An 18,700-nucleotide genomic window follows, 5' to 3' on the forward strand; every position below is an offset into this window, starting at 1 on the left:
AACCACGGCGGAGGAAGTCATGAAGTTCGTCAAAGCAGTGCTTTTAGCCGCACTTGCCGTCACCACCACCGGCACATTTGTCCCACGAGGTGAAGCCGCGCCGTTGCCAACCAGCATCGCCGCAATGAAAGCCGCGCTAGACACGCCTGTCGTGCAAGTGCGTTACGGCCGCTGGGGCTATCGAGGTGGGATCGGCTATCGCGGCGGCTGGGGTCACAGGGGCTGGGGGTACGGAGGATGGGGTTTGGGCGGCCTCGCGGCAGGCGCGATCGTCGGCGGCGCCATCGCACGTTCGGCCTATTACGGCGGCGCTTATCCTTATTACGGTGGAGCCTATGCTTATGATAGCGGCTATGCCGGCGACTATTGCTCTCCGTACGGCTACGGCGGCACTTATCCTGGCTACACCGCGCGGCGTTATTATTACGGCTGGTAATCTCTGGATTGATCCCTTGATTGCCTGAACCGAGTTCTCCCAGAGCATGCGGCGCATGAGGAGCGCGCTACGAAGTGGAGACGTCGTGAAACCATGACGCCGGAGTGCTCGTCCGGCGCACCGGTTTACGCCTACCTCAATCCCAAGGGCGAGCGCCGGTAGCCGCTATCGCGGGCCTCATTCCTGCATACGAAGCTGCCAGCATGTCCCGATGCAAAGCGCTTCTGACCTTTCAGGTAGTAGCGCTCTCTTCCGAAATCGAGCCAGACAACCGTATCCCTCGGACAATGGCGTTGCGCCTGGGATTCATAACGGAACGGCGTAAGAACTTGCGCCGTCGCACTATATGGCTCAAATGAGATGAGGGCTAAAAACGCAGCAGAACAGCCGCAGAAATTTGCTCGCATGTGGCCGCCTGTTTATTGACCCCGGTACATCGCAACACATTTCCCAATATTGCGCAAACCAGGCTTTTTCAGCCACCCGCAGGACAGGGGCGCGACCTGGAGCATCAGCAGGCGTAGGACTAATAATTCCTCCGCAGTTCGGTCCATGTTGATCTAGCAGTCTGCTGAAAAACCGCTCGCGCGTGCGAGAGTTTGCTGATTCGATTTTCATCGTGAATCGGTGGAGGTTGGGATGCGCGGAGCCTTTGTGGATCAGGGCGGGTTGTTTTCGTACATCTCGCCGGAGGCGCGGGTGCCGCCGAACCATCCGCTGAGGAAGATCCGGGCGCTGGTCCGTGATGTGCTGGGCGAGTTGAACCGTAGCTTTGCCAGGCTCTATTCAAGTGAAGGGCGCCCCTCGATCGCGCCGGAGCAATTGCTCAGCGCGCTACTTCTGCAGGTGCTCTACGGCATTCGCTCGGAGCGCCAATTGATGGAGCAGTTGGACTACAATCTATTGTATCGCTGGTTCGTGGGGCTGTCGCCGGACCATCCGGTCTGGAACCCGACCAGCTTCACGAAGAACCGCGAGCGGCTGCAGAACGGCGATGTGTTCACGAAGTTCATGACCAGGCTTTTGAAACACCCTCAGGTCGAGCCGCTGCTCTCGGACGAGCACTTCTCGGTGGACGGCACGTTGATCGAGGCCTGGGCGTCACAGAAGAGCTTTCGTCCCAAGGATGGCCGCGATGGCGACGACGGCACGAACTTCCACGGTCAGACGCGCAAGAACGACACCCATGTCAGCACGAGCGATCCCGACAGCCGGCTCTACCGCAAGGCGGCCGGACGCGAGGCCAGGCTCTGCTACATGGGCCACGTCACCATGGAGAACCGGCATGGGCTGGCCGTGGCCGGCATCGTCACGCACGCGAGCGGCACCGCCGAGCGCCGCGCCGCGGAGATAATGCTCGAGGCCGAAGGCAGGAAAGCGGGTCGCCGCATTACCGCCGGTGCGGACAAGGCTTATGACACGGCCGATCATGTGGCCAATCTTCGCGCCATCGACGTCACACCGCATGTGACGCAGAACAATGGCATGGGCAAGACCGGCAGGCGCCGCCGGAGCGCTATCGACGCACGGACCACGCGCCATCAGGGCTATGGCATGTCGCAGACGCGCCGGGCGATGATCGAATGCATCTTCGGCTGGGGCAAGCAGCACGGCACGATGCGCAGGACCAAACATCGTGGCATTTGCCGCGTTGCCGCCGACTTCATGCTCAACTTGATCGCCTATAACCTGATCCGCGTTCCCAAACTGGTCACGGCATAACCGCGTCGTCGCCAGGACGACAACGACTGCAACGCGCCGCCGAATACACATCATCGCGATGAGGCGTTCCGAGGATCATCGAAGCGGTCAATTTTGGCTTTTTCAGCAAACTGCTAGATCAACGGACAAATTTGCAGGATCTGAAGCAATCCCATAGTGAGCCTTGTGCTGATGAGCGAGTTGAAGGCCATCAGGTCGGGAGATGCCCTTTGGTCCCGACTGGGCGGCCGCTCTTGTTCAGATGCTTGTTGGAGGTCTGTTATGGCAGACACACCAAAACTCTCCGTCGAGAAAGCGCTGGAAAAACTACGCTCCGCCGATGCGGCAAAATCCAAGAACACGCGACGCACGGAGGAAATGGACGTACTCGACGATGAGATAAAGCGCTTGAGAGCGCAGAGACTTCGCCTAGACCGGCACCGACGGCCGAGCGGATCGTAACGGGCATTCGGCGGATCACGAGAAACGTTCAGCCGAAAAAGAAGATCCGATCACTTTTGACGGCTTGCGCGACCCGCATGGCATCGCGGATGCCATAGCGGCGAGCGTTGCCGAAAGGGACCTCGATCATGACGACTTTCGACAAACGTGAACAGGCCTTTGAGAACAAATTTGTCCACGATGAGGAGATAAGGTTTAAGGCGACGGCAAGGCGCAACAAGATGTTGGGTAACTGGGCCGCTGCACAGCTCGGGATGACCGAAGACGCCGCTGAGGCCTACGCCAATGAACTGGTCACCATCGATCTTGAAAATCAAAGCGACGACATCTTGCGCAGAGTCTCAAAGGATCTTGCGCAGAAGAATATTTCCGTCGAGATGATCACATTGAAAATGGAAGAGTTCTACCACTGCGCCCTGGAGCAGATTCAGGCCGGGAATTGAAGGCGCTTCGTTTGCGATAGGTCCGGCGTGCTATAGGTGGCGACAGAAATTCCGACCAACCTCGGGTTCGCGTATACGGACAATGATCTTAGCGACAGCGAACGTCAGGCCCTCTAGAAGGCGGTCGCCTGGACCAGAGCGGTGTGGATTGCCTTGAAGTGATCGAGCTTTGCAATAGCTCGATCGAGTTCGTTGCCGACGGATTGCTTTGCGATATTTTCCTGCATCTCGTCGATCTGCGATTTCAATCCGGCAAGATCAAAGCCATCGACGGACGACGCTGAATCCGCGAGGATCGTCAGCTTTTCTTGCGAGAATTCCGCTATACCTCCGAAAATGACGAACCTCTCACTGATATTTCCTGCGACCGCCGTCACGATCCCCGGACGAAGCATCACAACGATCGGTGCGTGACCCGCAAGGACACCAAGATCGCCTTCGATGCCGGGCAGATCGACCTGATCGACCTGGCCAGAAAATAACAGACTTTCCGGGGATACAAGACTCACATGGAACCTTGTCATGTTCTGGCACCCCTGATTACACCACCGATCTGCGCGCCCCTGATGAATTGCAAGGCTCTGATCAGTCGCTAACCGGCACCGCTCCCAGCCATAAGGAGACCCACGATCTGCACCGCGATCACTTTCATCAATGTCATGGAAGGAAAGATCATGGCGTAGCCGATGTCGGGCCGTTCGGTGGGAGCGACCTTCGTCGAGTAGACCAGAATTGCCGGATTTCCCGTCGCGCCCGACGCCACGCCCACGAGATCGTCAAACGGGATTTTCAGAACGTAATGGCCGACCAGCAAGACGATGAATACCGTCGTCAACAGAACCGCGCCGCCGATAAAGAGCATAGTGAACCCGGATTCCGCGACGGTTCGAACAAAAGGCTGCCCGGCGTTGACGCCAACGGTGGCAAGAAACATCGCCAGCCCGAAATTTCGCAAGACAATGTTCGCTGGTAACGGCATGGTCCAGAGCATGGGACCTGTGCGGCGCAATTTGCCGAAGATAAGAGCGACGATCAGCGGGCCGCCTCCAATGCCGAGCGTCACCACGCCGACACCAGGAATCGGAATCGGAATAAGCCCAAGCAAGACGCCCAAGACCATCCCAACCCCGAGCGAGACGTAGCTGAATTCGGCCGCCGCCTTCACAGTATCGCCAAAGTGGCGGCGGATCTCATCCTTTCGATCAGGCGGCATCAGCACGCCGACTCGGTCGCCGAATTCAAGCATCAGATCCGGCGCCGGCACGAGGTCCGCATCATAGCGACGGACATGCAGCAGGTGCGTGGGAAAGCCGGCCGGCATGGGAAGCTTGGCGAGGGGTACTCCGACCACGCTGGCCTTCCCGACAAAGACCCTGATGTAATCAAGATCGGTGCGATCACTGGCCAGGCGCCCAGGCTCCAGCCTTCCGAGCGCGGCAGCCGCTTTGGCAATTTCTTCATTCTGCTCGGCGACCACGAGAATCGCATCTCCAGCAGACAAGATAGTATCGGCTGCAGGAACGATGTTGTGCCCATCCTTTCGAACCATCGTGATCTGCAGCCCGCTGAGCGCCCCGGTCATCAGTTCGTCGAGTCTTTTCCCGGCCTGGCCTTTTCCGATCGAAATTTCGCCCATCTGGAACCGCTGCGCCTTAGCCGGAAACTTCGGCTTCACTATCCGGGTCATGAAGTAGATGCACAGGATCGGACCGATGACCCCGAAGGGGTAAGCAATCGAATACCCGATCGACGGCTCCTTGCTCTTCATGACGTCGAGCGCAGCCTGAAGCGTGGCAGTGCTTGTCATGGAGCCGGCATAGATACCGAGCGTGTGTCCGATCTTGATACTGAAAATGTGTCCAAGTCCGAGTGCAACTGCCAAGCCGGCCAAGCATGCGACAAGAGCCAGCAGATTGTACTTCTGCCCAACGCCGACCATGCCTTCGAAGAACTGCCTGCCGTAGAGGATGCCGATCCCATACAGGAACATGATCAGTCCCGTCAGACCGATTGGTCCGATGATCTGGGCTTTGGGCGCGAACGCACCGATGGCAAGACCGACGAAAAGAACAGCGCCGACGCCGAGAGAAAATCCACCGATACTGATCTGACCGACCAGGTAGCCCAATCCGATGGCCAGAAATGCCGTCAGTATCGGCTGGCTTCCTATGATGTCACGAGCAAGGTCCAACATTTTCGTTTTCTCCCGAGCTCCTGTGTCGGTTAACGTACCTGGCAGCCTGCCGCGCGAAACTGGCTGATGACCCGGTTGACCAAGTCTTTGCTGGCAGGCGGAGTATCGAGCAGCTTGTAGTCAAGCCCCATCGCCTTCCACTTGAAAGAACCCATCTGATGGAACGGCTGAACCTCGACCCACTCGACATTCTTCATCGGCGCGACGAATCGAGCGATACCGTCGACGTTGGTGGGGTCGTCGGTCTCGCCGGGGACGAGCGTGAAACGAACCCATACCGGCTTGGAAAGCGATGCGAGCCGTTCGGCAAAGCGTAACGTCGGTGCGAGGTCGCGACCTGTCACGCGCCGGTACGTGTCGGGATTCGAGCTTTTGATGTCGAGCAGGACAAGATCGATGTTCGACAGATAGCTTTCATCGGCACGATCCCCCAGGAATCCAGAGGTCTGAATGGCCGTGTGCAAACCCAATGCCTTTGCGCCAGCGAATATCCGCCGGGTGAATGCAAGTTGAACCATCGGCTCGCCGCCGGAAATTGTAAGTCCACCACCAAGCGGAAGAAGTGCGGGTACGAAATCGTTCACGCGACGAAGCACATGATCGGCCGAAACGTAGGTTCCGTCCTTCAAATGCCACGTATCCGGATTGTGGCAGTAGGTGCATCGCAACAGGCAGCCGGAAACGAAGAGCACGAGGCGTAGACCAGGCCCGTCATATCGGGACGACGTTTCGTAGGAGTGACAATACCCGAACGCGCCCTCCTCATCCTTGATCTGGCTTTCGTCCGGCGCGTCCGGGGAAATCCCCACCCGGAGGTCGTGACGGCTTCCGGGTTCAAGTATCTGCACCGTCGACATGGTGCACCTCTATTCAGATCTGGCCGTGGAAAGTACGGCTGATCACATCTCTCTGCTGTTCCGGCGTGAGCCGGACGAAGTTGACGGCGTAGCCCGAGACTCGAATAGTGAGCTGCGGGTATTTATCCGGGTTCTTCATCGCATCTTCGAGCACATCCTTATCGATCACGTTCAGATTCATGTGGAACCCACCTCGATCGAAATAGACGTCGAACGCCTTGACGGCTTCATCGATCATCTGGTCTTCCGACAGATGTGCTTTCTGTGGCGCGACAGAGACCGTATAGCTGATACCGTCCTGCGCATCCTTGTAGGGGAGCTTGGCAACAGACAGGCATGAGGCAAGCCAACCGTGGCTATCCCGACCGTGCATCGGGTTGGCCCCCGGCCCAAACGGTTCGCCCTTGCGGCGGCCGTCGGGAGTATTTCCAGTCGCCTTGCCGTAAACGACGTTCGACGTAATGGTGAGAACGCTCTGTGTATGCGTCGCATTGCGGTAGGTGGCGTGTTTTCGTATCTTCCCCATGAAATTGGTGACGATGTCAGACGCTATTTTATCAACGCGATCATCATTGTTGCCGAATTGCGGTGTCGCCTTATTCCCCTCATTCTGATAGTCGACTACCAATCCTGACGCATCACGGACAATGCGAACTTTTCCATACTTTATTGCGCTGAGGCTATCGGCTACCACCGAAAGGCCAGCAATACCGAATGCCATTGTTCTGAGGATGTCGCGATCATGCAGAGCCATCTCCAAGCGTTCATAGAAATATTTGTCGTGCATATAGTGGATGCAGTTCATCGCGTGGACATATGTGCGTGCCAGCCACTCCATGGTGGTATCGAACTTGGCCACCACATCGTCGTAGTCGAGGAAGTCGCCCGCGACCGGTAGCGTCTGGGGCGCGACCTGCTCGCCTGAGACTTCGTCGCGGCCACCATTGATCGCATACAGCAGTGCCTTGGCCAGGTTTACGCGAGCACCGAAAAACTGCATCTGCTTGCCGAGGCGCATCGCCGAAACGCAACAGGCAATGCCGTAATCGTCACCCCAGAACGGACGCATCAGGTCGTCGTTCTCGTACTGAATAGAGGACGTCTCGCGGCTGACCTTGGCACAGTAGCGCTTGAATGCTGCGGGCATATGGTTGGACCAGAGAACTGTAATGTTCGGCTCGGGCGCTGGACCAAGATTTGTAAGCGTGTGCAGCATGCGATAGCTGCTCTTGGTCACCAGCGTGCGCCCATCGAGATCCATGCCGCCGACGCACTCAGTCGCCCAATAAGGGTCTCCGCTGAACAGCGCGTCGTAGTCGGGCGTGCGCAGGAAACGGACAATGCGAAGCTTTTGAACCAGTTGATCCCAGAGTTCCTGAGCTTGGCCTTCGTCCAGAACGCCCTCTTTCAGATCTCGTTCAATGTAAATATCCAGGAAGCTCGATATACGGCCGATGGACATCGCTGCCCCATTGGCTTCCTTGATCGCCCCGAGATAGGCGAAGTAAGTCCATTGGAATGCTTCCTGAGCATTGCGAGCGGGCTTCGATATATCGAAGCCATATAGCTTGGCCATCGAGGAAAGGTCCTCGAGCGCGCGCATCTGGTCGGACAGTTCTTCGCGTGACCGGATGATGTCATCGCTCGGCCACATGTCATCGATCTGTTCCCGCTCGGCTCGCTTGGCTGCGAGAAGGCGGTCGATCCCGTAGAGGGCGACCCGCCGGTAATCTCCAATAATACGGCCACGACCGTAAGCATCCGGCAGGCCGGTGATGATCCCGGACTTCCGGCATTTCATGATTTCGGGCGTGTAGGCGTCGAAGACACCGTCGTTATGCGATTTCCGGTATTTCGTAAAAGCCTCGTGGACGGCCGGGTCGGGCTGGAGGCCCGCGGCCTTGAGACCTGCTTCAACCATCCGCAATCCGCCGAACGGAAAAATCGCCCGCTTGAAAGGCTGGTCGGTCTGAAGACCCACGATAACTTCGTTGTCGCGATCGATGTAGCCGGCCTTGTGCGCGAGCAGCGTCGAGGGTGTTTGAGCATCGACTGCAAGCACTCCCTTTTTTCTTTCCTCGGCGAAGTACGGCTGTAATTTTTCCCAGACGGCCTTGGTCCGCTGCGACGGTCCAGCGAGAAACGCTTCGTCGCCTGTGTAAGGCGTCGTATTTCGGACGATGAAGTCGCGAACGTTGATGGAACTGAGCCAATCTCCAGGCCGAAAATCGTTCCAGCAATCTCCGGCCTTAGCTTCCTTCCTCAGGGCTGCGCTTGCCTTCATGGTGCATCTCCCACCGGCCCATCGCGCCCTCAATATTGAGGGTGACAATTCGGCGTGTGCCATGACCATCGGAGCGTTGGCATATCCTGCATTGATTTAGGTCAAACAAATCAGAGAGCAGTCAGGCTCGACATTTCCGGCTTCGAGATAGTCGATGCACTGCACTTGTGGCCGCGGCTGGATAGGCAGTCGATTTCATCCATGCGCCAAGAGTGATGTTGATAAAGGGCAGTCTGCACACCGACAAACCAATGCTTAGCGTCGCAGCGCATCGCTTGATCGCTGACATGGTTGTCGGGAATCCGGAACACCCGCGTTCAAGGCTTCGCCGTATCGATCTTCTTCCAGGTCTGATCCGGATCGAACAAACCGATGCGTTTGGCGAGAAATTCCGTGCTTTTACCGAGATCCTTTTGATAGACAGTGCCGGCGTGATTGACCATGAAGGTCATGACACCAGAGTTGCCGTATTCGGCGGGATAGGCGATCAGCGCGAAACCGCCGATCATCTTGTGCTTGACGACGTAGTTAAGAGCGCCTCCGGGTGCGTCGGACCCCTGCCCCCTCAATATTCGAAAGAAATATCCGTGATACGGGGCGCCTTGACCATCGACCTTATAGCCCTCTGCCGAGGCTTGCGCCGCCAACTCACCAAGCGGGCTGGGGTCGCGATCGTCGCGCCAGAATAGTCCATCCTTCTTGCCCGGAGTGCTGACAATACGTTGCGCGTAAACGCCTATGCCTTCGCCTGTACGGTCCTTTTCGGCATATTCATTCTGGGCATCTACGAAGGCGAGACAGGCCTGGATTGCATCCAACTCATTGCGTCCAATGCGGCGATAAAGAATCTCAATACGCCCGGCGGCCGTGTCGAATTCCCAGCCGCTATTGCTGTTGACAAGTGGAATTGGAAACGGAAATTCATCGGCGCCTAAAACGAGCGTAGCCTTCTTGTTTCCCTCAGCCTTGATGGAGTGCTTGGCATCGTAAGCGGAAAGAAAACGCTCCCGAGTCTCTTTGTCAGCAACGCTATCGCCGGATTCGACCACGTCTTCAGCACCTCTGCCGAGGACTTTCAGAATGGCGCTCATCGAACCGGTCTTGACCGCCGTGGCCAATCCCGCCGCTGCCTCTTCCGGCGAAGAAAAAGCCTGCTGAGCTTGGCTGACACCGATCGACAGCGCGACCGCCACGATTGCCGCTGCGCCCGTCGAAGCGACGCGGGAGATCCACATTGATGTGATCATGGCGATACCTCCAGCTGCGCAGGAATTCTCGCGCCCCTAGCCAACCAGTCGCTGTAAGTTCGCAGCTTCAATCCAAGCTTCTCGTAGTAAACCCTGAGGTAACCGTCACGACCACGGGTCACGGCTTGCGGCACCAGATTCTGCACTTCCTGCGCGATCACGCCGACATAGGACTTGCTGCTACCGAGATAGCTGAAGCGGTAGTAACCGAGCCCGTTGGCGAGATGACCCAGCAGTACGATGTCGTGTTTCAGTTCGACGTCGGACCGCCGTCCACCACCGCCACGGAAGCCGCCACCGCCGCCGCGGAAACCGCCGCCACCACCGCCGCGGAAGCCTCCTCCACCGGCAAATGCCGCACCGCCACGTCCGGCGAAGCTGGTAGCACCTCGTCCGCCCAGACTCGCATGACCGCGTGCCGAGGCCGCCGCAGCCGCCCTGCCCGAAGATATGTTCATGGCACCGCCACGATTGCCGCCACCGCGCGCCGCGCCGCCACGGTTGGCAGCCCTGTTCCCTGCTCTGGCACGGTCGCCGCCACCCCTGGCGCGATCCGCTGCGCCTGATCGATTGCCACGATCGCCGCCCGGCCGGTCGCGTGAGGCCGCACGGTCGCCTGCACGATCCCCTGCTGCGCGATCTCGACCGCCAGGTCGATCCTGCCCCGGACGAAGCACCTGCTGCCCATCGCGGCCACGAAAATCCATGCGGTTCGAGGCGCCGGCCTTCAGATTGTTGTTGCCGAAGCGCTGCTGAACATTCGCGTTATTGTACCGCACGCCCTGGCGATGCGCCGGATTGTGCTGCCAGTTGTTTCCGACGTTATTTATCCGGTTGTAGTGGTTGACGTAGAGATTGCGGTTGCCCCAGTTGAATCCGCCACCCCAGTAGTTACCCCAGCGTCCGATGGCCCAGCCTGCACCGAACCCGAGGCCCGCCGCGATCACTCCCGCGCCGATATAGGACGGATACCCGAAGTAATAGGGTGGATACTCGGTATAGGGCCAACTTCCGTAAACCGCAGCCGGATCGTAGTACGGCACGTACATCGTATCGGGGCTGGTCGACTCGATGACAATCGCCTGCTTGCTTTCTTGCGTTTGAACGCTCACCTTCTGCTGCTTGGTGGTAACCAGCTTCTTGTTGTCATAGGCTTTAGAGCGAAGGCGTTGGATTGCATCCATGACATCCGCTTGCTGCGTGAGAACGGCATCGCCGAGACCCTTGGGCCAGTCGATCTTGTCGCCCATCATTGAAATGACATCTGGAGTGCTCGAAAGCGCCTTGACGCTGTTGTCCCACGATTGCTTTTCAATCTCCTTCTTCAACGCATCGCCTTTCAATGTTTTACGTTCCTTGAGCCAGCGATCGGCCTGCACGACCTCTAGCGGATAGGTCGACGCCGCCAGCACATTTGCCAGTAGATCATCGGGATAGAGCGCAATCGGAGCAGTCAGCGCTTCGAGTTGCTCTGGCTTCAACAGTTCTGCACCAGGCAACGATTTGGTCGCTGGTTGCGGCGTGCTGCTGGGACCCGGTGGATTATCGACCGTTTGGGCAGAGACGCCGATAGGATTCGCCATCAGTAATGCGAGCGCGATCAGGGTCTTGCCGCAGCGGAACATCACACCTCTCCTTGAGTTCATCGCTGCAAAAATGGATCAAAGCCGAGCTCGTCCGTTGATAAAGATCAATGAAACTACCGGCACCGTTTTTCTACGGCGCAAGAGCAGCACGGCCGCATGTATCAGGCCGAATTTGATCGATCGCTGGCAGTCGGAAGCCTGATTGCGAAAAGTGCACCACCAGACGGCAGATTTGCCGCGGAAATCTGTCCGTGATGCGCTTCGACGATAGTGCGGACAATCGCAAGCCCCATACCCATACCCTGCGGTTTTGTCGTGAAAAACGGATCGAAGACGCTCTTGAGATCTCCGGCCGCTATGCCAGGGCCGGTATCGCTGATCCTGATTTCCACCATGACGCCCGAAAGATTCGTGGTTACGCTAACTTCACGCTCATTTGCGTCCGCTTCGGATATTGCTTCCATCGCGTTGATAATCAAATTCAGAACAACTTGTTGCAGTTGAATAGCGTCGCCCTTGACGTTCAGATCGATCGAGGTCGTGACGCACCTCAATGCAATGTTGAGCCCCTGAGCCATGGCTGCAACGAATCCGATTACTTGCCGTACCGTTTCGTTCAGGTCGATACATTTCATTTCAAAGGGTGTTTTCTTCAGCATGCTGTGTAGCCGGCGTATGACTTCGCTGGCACGCTGATCGTCGCGCCTGATGTCAACGAGAATTTCCCTCAATTCATCGAGATCTGGTGAAGAGCTGTTCAGCATGAGCGCGCCCGTTTCGGCGTTGGTAAGAATGGAGCCTAGCGGCTGGTTTAGCTCATGCGCGATAGAAGTCGTCAGTTCTCCGACAGTCGAATAGCGGTTAAGGTGTGCAAGCTCCGCCAGGCGTTGTCGCGATTCAACTTCAGCGAGACGGCGTCGATGTCGCTCGTGGAGCAGTCCGCTGATCAATCCCCCTTGGATCAAGATTACAATCGCAATCAGCGAAAGCGCCCAGCTGTACTTTTCCCAGATACCGGGCTCACGAAACAAAACTTCGCTTCCCGGAGGCAGGTTACTCTCGTTGATGCCCCAGCGCTGCATTTCCCGCCAATCGAACTTGGGGCTGGCATATTTGATCGCAGCAGGCCTTATATCGCGAGGTTTTTCTCCGCTAAGGATACGAACCGCCACGGCAGCCGTAAGCCTGCTTATTTCGAGAACAGAATACATCGGCCCGCCAACGATCCCATTGCCAAAAAAGCCATCGTCGTAAGAAAAAATCGGAGCATTGGACACTCCGCGGAGTTGCCGAAGCGCGGCATTCCCCTCGTAAGAAATCCCCGCTGCGTCGACGTTCATCAGATGCCAGAAGATGGCCGTATTTGGTGGCAGCGTTTCGCTTTTCTTCAGAAAATCCTGGAACGAAATATCGTCGGGCCAGATGAACTCGACCTTCTTCTCGACCGATGCCGCGTCCTTGCGGAGCTCGCCGAGCCAGAATTTCTCGTTGGGCGACGTTCCGTTCACAACGACAATTCGCTCCGTGCCGGGAAGAACACGAAGGATCGTCTGGAAAGAAAGACGAAAATCGTGAGAAACAGCAATAATGGTGTCGTTATCCGGCAAATCCGAGAACTGGATACGACGCTGCTCGACCGCCGTCAGTATCAGGGGAATTTGAGTGAACAAGCGTTGGCGGTTATGCTGAACAAAATTCGAGGCCGGAGCGCCGATGGCGATAACGATATCCGGAGCGTGTTCGGAATAGAGCGCATTCAAGTACGCAATAAACGGCCGCCCAGGATTTTCGTCGCCAGAACGTGCGGAAACTAGCGAGTGGTCCTGAATATCGATCTGCCACGGCGACAGCTGTTCCAGATTCTCGCGAATGGCTTTGGCATACGCCCCCCACGGTCTGAAGTCTCGTCCAAAGGAATGCAGGATCAACACGCGTTTGATCTCGCGACTTTGAGCACCGCGTGCAAATTCAGATGGGAGGCTCGCCCAGACCAGCAGGCAGACGCATAGACGAGTAACGAGACCCATCCAGGATAGATTAGTCGCTACCATCGAGACGCGTCCGTTCATCCTCGTACCCCGGCTGTCCGAACGGCTGCATTGTAGCACTTTTAAGCGCAGGTAATACTGCAGCGATAGTCTCAGCCGAGGCGGAAGAAGCCAACGCACTCAGGACCAATGTGCTTGTTCTTTGTCTGACACGCATGGCGTTTCTCCATTAGCCAACGCCATTCGGTCGCATGCACGCGAATTTCTATTGATCCAGGAAAACGCGTCGATCAAATTGCAATTCGCTAAATGCGGCACCGGTGATACTTGATATTCATTTCTTCTATGCCCGGAAATTCCCGGGTGATGGTGTCGGCATCGATCACCTTCAGGAAGAACTGGACCTTTGAAAGCATGACGCCCGATGCGCAAGCGACCACCAAGTTGACGGTCTGACCGCTTTCGTTCTTCGCCTTGATCACGCAACTCGCCGACTTCCCTCTCAGGCGATCGGCTTCAGCGATAAATCCACCGCCGTAAGCACCCGAAAAATTTGTAAAGTTGACCTGGTTTGCACGCCCCCTGCGAGCGAATACCTTGCTGCATTGCTCCGCGCTTGTGGCCCACGCACCGGAAAGATCGAACGCGTATACCTCCTGCGGCGACAGCGGGACGGAGCTTGCCGTAATAGCCGCAGCAAGGACGAGCTTTGGAAACACACTCATAGCCCTACTCCTGAAGCGTGTCAGTGACCGCCCAATAATGGTAATTTCGGCAAAAGCAGCGCCTGATAGTGCGGACCCATCGATGTATCTTCTCCGTTCAACTCTCTCCCTCTGAACCAGCCGTGGCCGCTCGAGACCTTGTGTGCACGGTACACGTACCGGGGATGCGAATTGCTTGATTTGGATCAAGGCAGCGACGTCGACCTGACCTAGCCTTGTGGCAACGCTGATGAAGTAGAACAATCGTCAGGAGTCCCTCGTCATGCCAGGCAGCATTGATGACCTCATTCCCAGTGCGAAGACTATCCGGAAAGAAGCGGCTCTCAAGGAAGCCGAAAAGGCGGATCAATATGCCCGCCTGGCAGCGGCCGCCGAGGCCGAGAAACATGCGCTGATCGAGCGGCTCAGTCGTCCGTCAGGCAAATCCGAGGAGGAGAAAATCCAACTCGCCTCGACCATCATCCAGCGAGCAGTGCGCAATGGGCTAACCGAAGTGCAGGTGTATCGGTTTCCCAACTCGCTGTGCACAGATGGGGGCCGCGCCATCAATCAGATGGAATCCGGTTGGGAGCACACACTGACGGGGATTCCGAAGGAAATCTTCCAGCTCTGGGGCGACTACCTGAAACCGCGGGGCTATCGCATTAGCTACCAGACCATCGACTACCCTGGGGGTATTCCGGGCGATATCGCCATCACCATTGCTTGGGGAGAGTGAGGACAATCGATGGACCTTGATCTGAAACAGCGGAAGATAAGCATGCCAACCGACGCGGACGCGCCACGGATGAAACGCAAGGCCTACGAGAAAGAGCTGGAGAAGCTCCAGATCGAGCTTTGCTACCTCCAGGAATGGGTGAAGGCGAACAAGCTTCGGATCATCATCCTGTTCGAGGGCCGGGATGCCGCCGGCAAGGGCGGCACAATCAAAGCGATTACGGAGAAGGTCAGCCCGCGCGTATTTCGCGTTGCCGCCTTGCCAGCTCCATCCGATCGCGAGAAGACGCAGTTATTCCTCCAACGCTACATGCAGCATTTTCCGGCTGCAGGTGAAATCGTGATCTTCGACCGGAGTTGGTACAACCGCGCCGGCGTGGAATATGTGATGGGTTTCTGTACGCCGGCCGAGCACAAACGATTCCTTTCGCTCTGTCCCCAGATGGAGAAATATACCATCGAAGGGGGCATCATCCTGATCAAACTCTGGCTTGAAGTCGGAATGGAGGAGCAGGAGCGTCGCTTCAGAGCGAGGATCGACGATCCGTTGCGGCAATGGAAGTTGAGTCCGATGGATACGGAATCCTACCAACGATGGTACGCCTACTCGGAGGCGCGGGACCTCATGCTAGAGGCGACAAGCACGAAAGAAGCGCCATGGTACATCCTTCGCTCCGACGATAAGCGCCGAGCACGGCTAAACTGCATCGCGCATCTGCTGAAGTTGATTCCGTATAAACGTATGCATAAGAACAAAATCAAGCTGCCAAAGCGTTCCGCTAAGGAACGCTTTGACGACCAGGCGGGACTGCGCGGGATGACGTTCGTAGCGGAACGTTACTGAGTGGACCAGGTCGCCTACTGGGCGGTCCGACTGGTTCGCATCTGTTTCAAGCGTATAGATACCCCACCGACGGCGGCCGACACTTCAGCGCCTACCTTCGGGCCACTCAGTTGCAAAATCACGCCATTGGCGTTCTGCAATTGAACCCCTCCCGCCCCAGCCACGACGGCGCCGCCGGCTCCGACGGCACTGTAATTGCCTTCGATCGAGGCCGGTCCCCTCAGGTTGATAGCCCGTCCAACAAGCTTGCTGGTCGAGGCCCCGATCGTGAAGCCGACGCTCATGCCCGATACGGTGAACGGATAGTGGTGGCCCCGGAGCGTCAGTACGCCCTCGCCGCCACCGACTCCTACGACGAAGCCGCCCTTGGTGAAGATCACTGCGACGCGACCCGTTTCAGCCCGGGCTGGCGTACCAATGGAAGCGCCCACAAGCAAGGCTAACAGGGCGAAGCTTATGCTAAACCTTTTCATGACATCCTTTTCCTTTTACCCTCTGATGAATCACACTCCGAAAAACCAGCAGTGTCGAACCGAACCGGGAGAGAGCTGATCGAGTTTTTTTGCGCGGGCTGGTGTCGTTGGACATTTACCCATTGCCTCTCCGCCACCTTGATCCAGGTCAACTTCTCTCCCTTGAAACAACTCGTCAAGCTGCGAATGCCGCATCGTGCGGGCCATTGGGCATCAGATACGTCCAGCGGAAACCCCTCGTCGGCAGAGGCATCGTTCGATCGCCGTCAAACTCGAGAGTAACTCACCGCCCCGGCGGCCGTTCATCCCGGAGAGGCTCGCTGGCATTGTGCTCACCCAGCACGCTATCGAGCGTACGGAGCCATTTGCTGCTGTCGGTCTTCTCCGCCAGCCCTTCCGCCCGTAGCAACTCACGCAACTGCGCGTGAGCGCCGACAATGCAGAACGTGACATGACGCGACGTCAGCTCATCATAGAGATCGAGCAACATCCGCGCCCCAGCCAGATCGATGTAGGGGGAAGCCGAAAGATCGCAGATAACCAACCTGACGTCAGACGACTTTCGCAGCGCGTTCAAAACTGCCTCCTGAATCGTCTCAGCATTGATGTAGAGCAACGAGGCTTCAGGGCGAAACGCAATAACGCCAACCAGCGACTCCACGCCCTCGTGCCTGACGCTGTCGGAATAGCGCCCCGATCCAGGAAGCCGTCCGAGAAACGCTATGTTAGGCTGCGACGCTCGGATAAGCAGCAGGAAAATGGATGCAAGGGCAGCAAGCAGCACACCCTGGAGAATCCCAAGCAGCAATACGGACACAAGGGCAATAGCCGCAGCATAGAAGTCGATACGGCTCACTTTCCACATGCGAAGCAGAGCGCGGACGTCGACCAGTTTGTAAACCGCCGTAATGACAATTCCAGCCAACACTGCCCGCGGAAGGTTGGCCAGCAACTGCGTAAAGAAAAGCAGGCAGAGTGCGAGAGTAAGCGAGCAAAACAACAATGCCAGGGGCGTGCGTGCTCCTGCCGTGTCGTTGATGGCGGACTGCGACAACCCGCCTGCGACAGGATAGCCGTGACCAAAGGCAACTGCGAGGTTGGCAGCTCCAAGCCCCAAGAATTCTTGCCGAACATCAAGGCTGTATCCATGCTTCGCCGCAAAACTCCGCGCCGCCGAAACGCCTTCTATATAGGCTAGCAGCAGACATCCGGCGGCTATCGGAAATAGCTCCTGAAAATCCAGCATACCGAAGGTGGGCACCGCGAAGGCGGGCAATCCCTCCGGTATTTTCCCGGTGACAGGTACACCCAGCGCCGGCATCCCAAACAAGGTTGCCATGAGAATCGACAACGCCAGCACCATGAGTCCGACGGGCCTGCCTGTCAGAAATCGCTCGCCGAGGAACAAGAGCGCAATCGCTGCAACTCCTATAGCCAAAACAAGTAGATTGATGTTGCCGATCTGACCTGCAAGCCGAATCGCGCGGTCAAGGAAGTTGTGACCGCCACTGGCTACGCCGAATAAGCTCGGTAATTGACTCATTATGATTGTAAGCCCGGCACCCGCCTTGAAGCCGACGAGAATGCTGTCGCTAACCAGGCGCACAAGAATGCTTAGTTTGAAAAGCCACGCGATCAGGCAAAGCAGCGCCACAAAGAATGCCGAAAGACTCGCGATCTGCGCGAATCGTACGGCGTCTCCTCCTGCCAGCGCCCCGACGCTGCCGGCGATCATGAGCGAGATTGCGGAGGTCGGACCGATAGCCAGCTGGCGCGACGAACCCATGAGAGCATAGCCCAAGCCGCCAAGTAGATAACCATAAATGCCAACCTGCGGCGGCAATCCGGCAAGGCCCGCATAGGCAAGCGATACCGGGATCGCATAGGCGGCGAGCGTCACTCCAGCAATCGCATCGTGACGCAACCAGGATGGTTTATATTCGGCAAGCCACGTCAACGGGGGGAAAGCCCGTGTCCAACCCACTCGCCGAAACGCGCGTAACTCCATCGGCATTCCTTGTTGGGACGTATCTCGCAGCGGCAGACCAAGGACGAGGTTGGGTATGTCCCTCGTTGCATAGACGCCCAAGGCCGCCCCTGTACAAGTCGTCGCAGATCCTCATGGCATAGGCGACGGTCGAGCCCGACGCGGATTGATCTGGATCAAGCTCTCGATGACTTTCCTGAAGACCCGAAGATGATCAAGGAATTCTGGAAGACATCGAGCGAGATATCGACGAATGAATCCAGCGACCATGCTAGGATGACGCTGCACGCGCTTTTTCGACCGGATCGATTAGCGAGTTGGCCGAAAATGGCTTGATCAGGTAGGCAGCACATCCCGACTCGATCGCGGCGGAGCGGTTCGCTTCACTGTCGTTGCCAGTAATAAAGATGACTGGCAGCTCGACGCCTCTATCCACGAGTTGACGACGCAAGTCTATGCCAGATTGATTGTTCAGATCGATGTCAAGAATAACGCAAAACGCGTCGTCAAAATCGGCATGCCCCAGCAGCGCGTCCGCGGAATCGAACAGTTCTACGTTGAAGCCGTGCTCTCTCAATAGCCGTTTCATGCCCTTGAGCATTGACGGATTATCGTCGACGATAAGAATCGACTTGGATTTCGATGTCATCGGCCTTCCAGGAACCTGCCGAAGGCACATCGCCCTACTGCGAATTCATCTAGACGCCCCGCCAACCAATTTTCATATTGTCCTTTTGTACATGATCCCGCGGCGAA

The 18,700-nt window shown here is 57.1% G+C and carries 17 protein-coding genes; 5 read left to right on the forward strand and 12 right to left on the reverse strand.

The window, feature by feature from the left end:
- Nucleotides 1–19: 19 nt before the first annotated feature.
- Nucleotides 20–436, forward strand: coding sequence for a hypothetical protein (locus tag ACSZOQ_RS13855; RefSeq protein WP_439923063.1), 417 nt, complete (start codon nucleotides 20–22; stop codon nucleotides 434–436).
- Nucleotides 437–567: 131 nt separating this feature from the next.
- Here ACSZOQ_RS13855 and ACSZOQ_RS13860 read toward each other — a convergent pair whose 3' ends face one another.
- Complete coding sequence (locus ACSZOQ_RS13860; RefSeq protein ID WP_439923064.1) at nucleotides 568–843, reverse strand: hypothetical protein; 276 nt, start codon at nucleotides 841–843, stop codon at nucleotides 568–570.
- A 232-nt stretch (nucleotides 844–1,075) separates the two neighbouring features.
- Here ACSZOQ_RS13860 and ACSZOQ_RS13865 point away from each other — a divergent pair, with 232 nt between their 5' ends.
- Nucleotides 1,076–2,158: an IS5 family transposase gene (locus tag ACSZOQ_RS13865; protein WP_439922884.1), complete on the forward strand. Its 1,083-nt coding sequence runs from the start codon at nucleotides 1,076–1,078 to the stop codon at nucleotides 2,156–2,158.
- 569 nt (nucleotides 2,159–2,727) lie between these two features.
- The gene (locus tag ACSZOQ_RS13870) at nucleotides 2,728–3,042 is read left to right on the forward strand and encodes a DUF1476 domain-containing protein (protein ID WP_439923065.1); all 315 of its coding nucleotides are present in this window, start codon (nucleotides 2,728–2,730) and stop codon (nucleotides 3,040–3,042) included.
- Nucleotides 3,043–3,155: 113 nt separating this feature from the next.
- On the opposite strand, the gene ACSZOQ_RS13875 is transcribed toward ACSZOQ_RS13870, so the two are convergent.
- The 8 genes from ACSZOQ_RS13875 to ACSZOQ_RS13910 form a co-directional block, all read right to left on the reverse strand.
- Nucleotides 3,156–3,566, reverse strand: a complete 411-nt coding sequence (locus ACSZOQ_RS13875; protein ID WP_439923066.1) for a F0F1 ATP synthase subunit epsilon — start codon at nucleotides 3,564–3,566, stop codon at nucleotides 3,156–3,158.
- Nucleotides 3,567–3,634: 68 nt separating this feature from the next.
- Complete coding sequence (locus ACSZOQ_RS13880) at nucleotides 3,635–5,170, reverse strand: aspartate:alanine exchanger family transporter (RefSeq protein WP_439923067.1); 1,536 nt, start codon at nucleotides 5,168–5,170, stop codon at nucleotides 3,635–3,637.
- A gap of 95 nt (nucleotides 5,171–5,265) precedes the next feature.
- On the reverse strand, nucleotides 5,266–6,093 hold the full coding sequence (gene pflA / locus ACSZOQ_RS13885; protein WP_439923068.1) for a pyruvate formate-lyase-activating protein: 828 nt from the start codon (nucleotides 6,091–6,093) through the stop codon (nucleotides 5,266–5,268).
- 13 nt (nucleotides 6,094–6,106) lie between these two features.
- Complete coding sequence (gene pflB, locus ACSZOQ_RS13890; RefSeq protein WP_439923069.1) at nucleotides 6,107–8,377, reverse strand: formate C-acetyltransferase; 2,271 nt, start codon at nucleotides 8,375–8,377, stop codon at nucleotides 6,107–6,109.
- A 317-nt stretch (nucleotides 8,378–8,694) separates the two neighbouring features.
- Entirely contained in the window at nucleotides 8,695–9,624 is a 930-nt protein-coding gene (locus ACSZOQ_RS13895) for a DUF2950 domain-containing protein (RefSeq protein WP_439923070.1), read from the reverse strand.
- Nucleotides 9,621–11,249, reverse strand: coding sequence for a DUF3300 domain-containing protein (locus ACSZOQ_RS13900; RefSeq protein WP_439923071.1), 1,629 nt, complete (start codon nucleotides 11,247–11,249; stop codon nucleotides 9,621–9,623). Before ACSZOQ_RS13900 ends, ACSZOQ_RS13895 begins: the two co-directional genes overlap by 4 nt.
- A gap of 122 nt (nucleotides 11,250–11,371) precedes the next feature.
- The gene (locus tag ACSZOQ_RS13905) at nucleotides 11,372–13,279 is read right to left on the reverse strand and encodes a sensor histidine kinase (RefSeq protein WP_439923072.1); all 1,908 of its coding nucleotides are present in this window, start codon (nucleotides 13,277–13,279) and stop codon (nucleotides 11,372–11,374) included.
- A 224-nt stretch (nucleotides 13,280–13,503) separates the two neighbouring features.
- A complete protein-coding gene (locus ACSZOQ_RS13910) occupies nucleotides 13,504–13,923 on the reverse strand; it encodes a hypothetical protein (RefSeq protein ID WP_439923073.1) in 420 nt (139 codons plus the stop codon).
- Nucleotides 13,924–14,185: 262 nt separating this feature from the next.
- Between ACSZOQ_RS13910 and ACSZOQ_RS13915 the strand changes: the two genes are divergently transcribed.
- Nucleotides 14,186–14,641: a hypothetical protein gene (locus ACSZOQ_RS13915; RefSeq protein ID WP_439923074.1), complete on the forward strand. Its 456-nt coding sequence runs from the start codon at nucleotides 14,186–14,188 to the stop codon at nucleotides 14,639–14,641.
- Between the two features lie 9 nt (nucleotides 14,642–14,650).
- Entirely contained in the window at nucleotides 14,651–15,484 is an 834-nt protein-coding gene (ppk2, locus tag ACSZOQ_RS13920) for a polyphosphate kinase 2 (RefSeq protein ID WP_439923075.1), read from the forward strand.
- Between the two features lie 14 nt (nucleotides 15,485–15,498).
- On the opposite strand, the gene ACSZOQ_RS13925 is transcribed toward ppk2, so the two are convergent.
- The 3 genes from ACSZOQ_RS13925 to ACSZOQ_RS13935 all read right to left on the reverse strand — a co-directional run bounded on the left by ACSZOQ_RS13925 (nucleotide 15,499) and on the right by ACSZOQ_RS13935 (nucleotide 18,593).
- Nucleotides 15,499–15,957 carry a hypothetical protein gene (locus tag ACSZOQ_RS13925; RefSeq protein WP_439923076.1) on the reverse strand — a complete coding sequence of 153 codons (459 nt, stop codon included), beginning with the start codon at nucleotides 15,955–15,957 and terminating at the stop codon, nucleotides 15,499–15,501.
- Between the two features lie 283 nt (nucleotides 15,958–16,240).
- Nucleotides 16,241–17,965 carry a SulP family inorganic anion transporter gene (locus ACSZOQ_RS13930; RefSeq protein ID WP_439923077.1) on the reverse strand — a complete coding sequence of 575 codons (1,725 nt, stop codon included), beginning with the start codon at nucleotides 17,963–17,965 and terminating at the stop codon, nucleotides 16,241–16,243.
- Between the two features lie 250 nt (nucleotides 17,966–18,215).
- Nucleotides 18,216–18,593, reverse strand: a complete 378-nt coding sequence (locus ACSZOQ_RS13935) for a response regulator transcription factor (protein WP_439923078.1) — start codon at nucleotides 18,591–18,593, stop codon at nucleotides 18,216–18,218.
- Nucleotides 18,594–18,700 lie beyond the last annotated feature (107 nt).

This window comes from Nitrobacter sp. JJSN, from assembly GCF_051912485.1.
Classification (GTDB): domain Bacteria; phylum Pseudomonadota; class Alphaproteobacteria; order Rhizobiales; family Xanthobacteraceae; genus Nitrobacter.

Excerpts from the sequence above, each read along its gene's own strand:
- ACSZOQ_RS13925 (WP_439923076.1), bottom strand. The coding sequence starts at position 15,957 with ATGAAAAGGTTTAGCATAAGCTTCGCCCTGTTAGCCTTGCTTGTGGGC.
- ACSZOQ_RS13930 (WP_439923077.1), bottom strand. The coding sequence starts at position 17,965 with ATGGAGTTACGCGCGTTTCGGCGAGTGGGTTGGACACGGGCTTTCCCC.
- ACSZOQ_RS13935 (WP_439923078.1), bottom strand. The coding sequence starts at position 18,593 with ATGACATCGAAATCCAAGTCGATTCTTATCGTCGACGATAATCCGTCA.
- ACSZOQ_RS13915 (WP_439923074.1), top strand. The coding sequence starts at position 14,186 with ATGCCAGGCAGCATTGATGACCTCATTCCCAGTGCGAAGACTATCCGG.
- ACSZOQ_RS13910 (WP_439923073.1), bottom strand. The coding sequence starts at position 13,923 with ATGAGTGTGTTTCCAAAGCTCGTCCTTGCTGCGGCTATTACGGCAAGC.
- ACSZOQ_RS13900 (WP_439923071.1), bottom strand. The coding sequence starts at position 11,249 with ATGTTCCGCTGCGGCAAGACCCTGATCGCGCTCGCATTACTGATGGCG.
- ACSZOQ_RS13860 (WP_439923064.1), bottom strand. The coding sequence starts at position 843 with ATGCGAGCAAATTTCTGCGGCTGTTCTGCTGCGTTTTTAGCCCTCATC.
- ACSZOQ_RS13865 (WP_439922884.1), top strand. The coding sequence starts at position 1,076 with ATGCGCGGAGCCTTTGTGGATCAGGGCGGGTTGTTTTCGTACATCTCG.
- ACSZOQ_RS13875 (WP_439923066.1), bottom strand. The coding sequence starts at position 3,566 with ATGACAAGGTTCCATGTGAGTCTTGTATCCCCGGAAAGTCTGTTATTT.
- ppk2 (WP_439923075.1), top strand. The coding sequence starts at position 14,651 with ATGGACCTTGATCTGAAACAGCGGAAGATAAGCATGCCAACCGACGCG.
- ACSZOQ_RS13905 (WP_439923072.1), bottom strand. The coding sequence starts at position 13,279 with ATGAACGGACGCGTCTCGATGGTAGCGACTAATCTATCCTGGATGGGT.
- pflB (WP_439923069.1), bottom strand. The coding sequence starts at position 8,377 with ATGAAGGCAAGCGCAGCCCTGAGGAAGGAAGCTAAGGCCGGAGATTGC.
- pflA (WP_439923068.1), bottom strand. The coding sequence starts at position 6,093 with ATGTCGACGGTGCAGATACTTGAACCCGGAAGCCGTCACGACCTCCGG.
- ACSZOQ_RS13895 (WP_439923070.1), bottom strand. The coding sequence starts at position 9,624 with ATGATCACATCAATGTGGATCTCCCGCGTCGCTTCGACGGGCGCAGCG.
- ACSZOQ_RS13855 (WP_439923063.1), top strand. The coding sequence starts at position 20 with ATGAAGTTCGTCAAAGCAGTGCTTTTAGCCGCACTTGCCGTCACCACC.
- ACSZOQ_RS13870 (WP_439923065.1), top strand. The coding sequence starts at position 2,728 with ATGACGACTTTCGACAAACGTGAACAGGCCTTTGAGAACAAATTTGTC.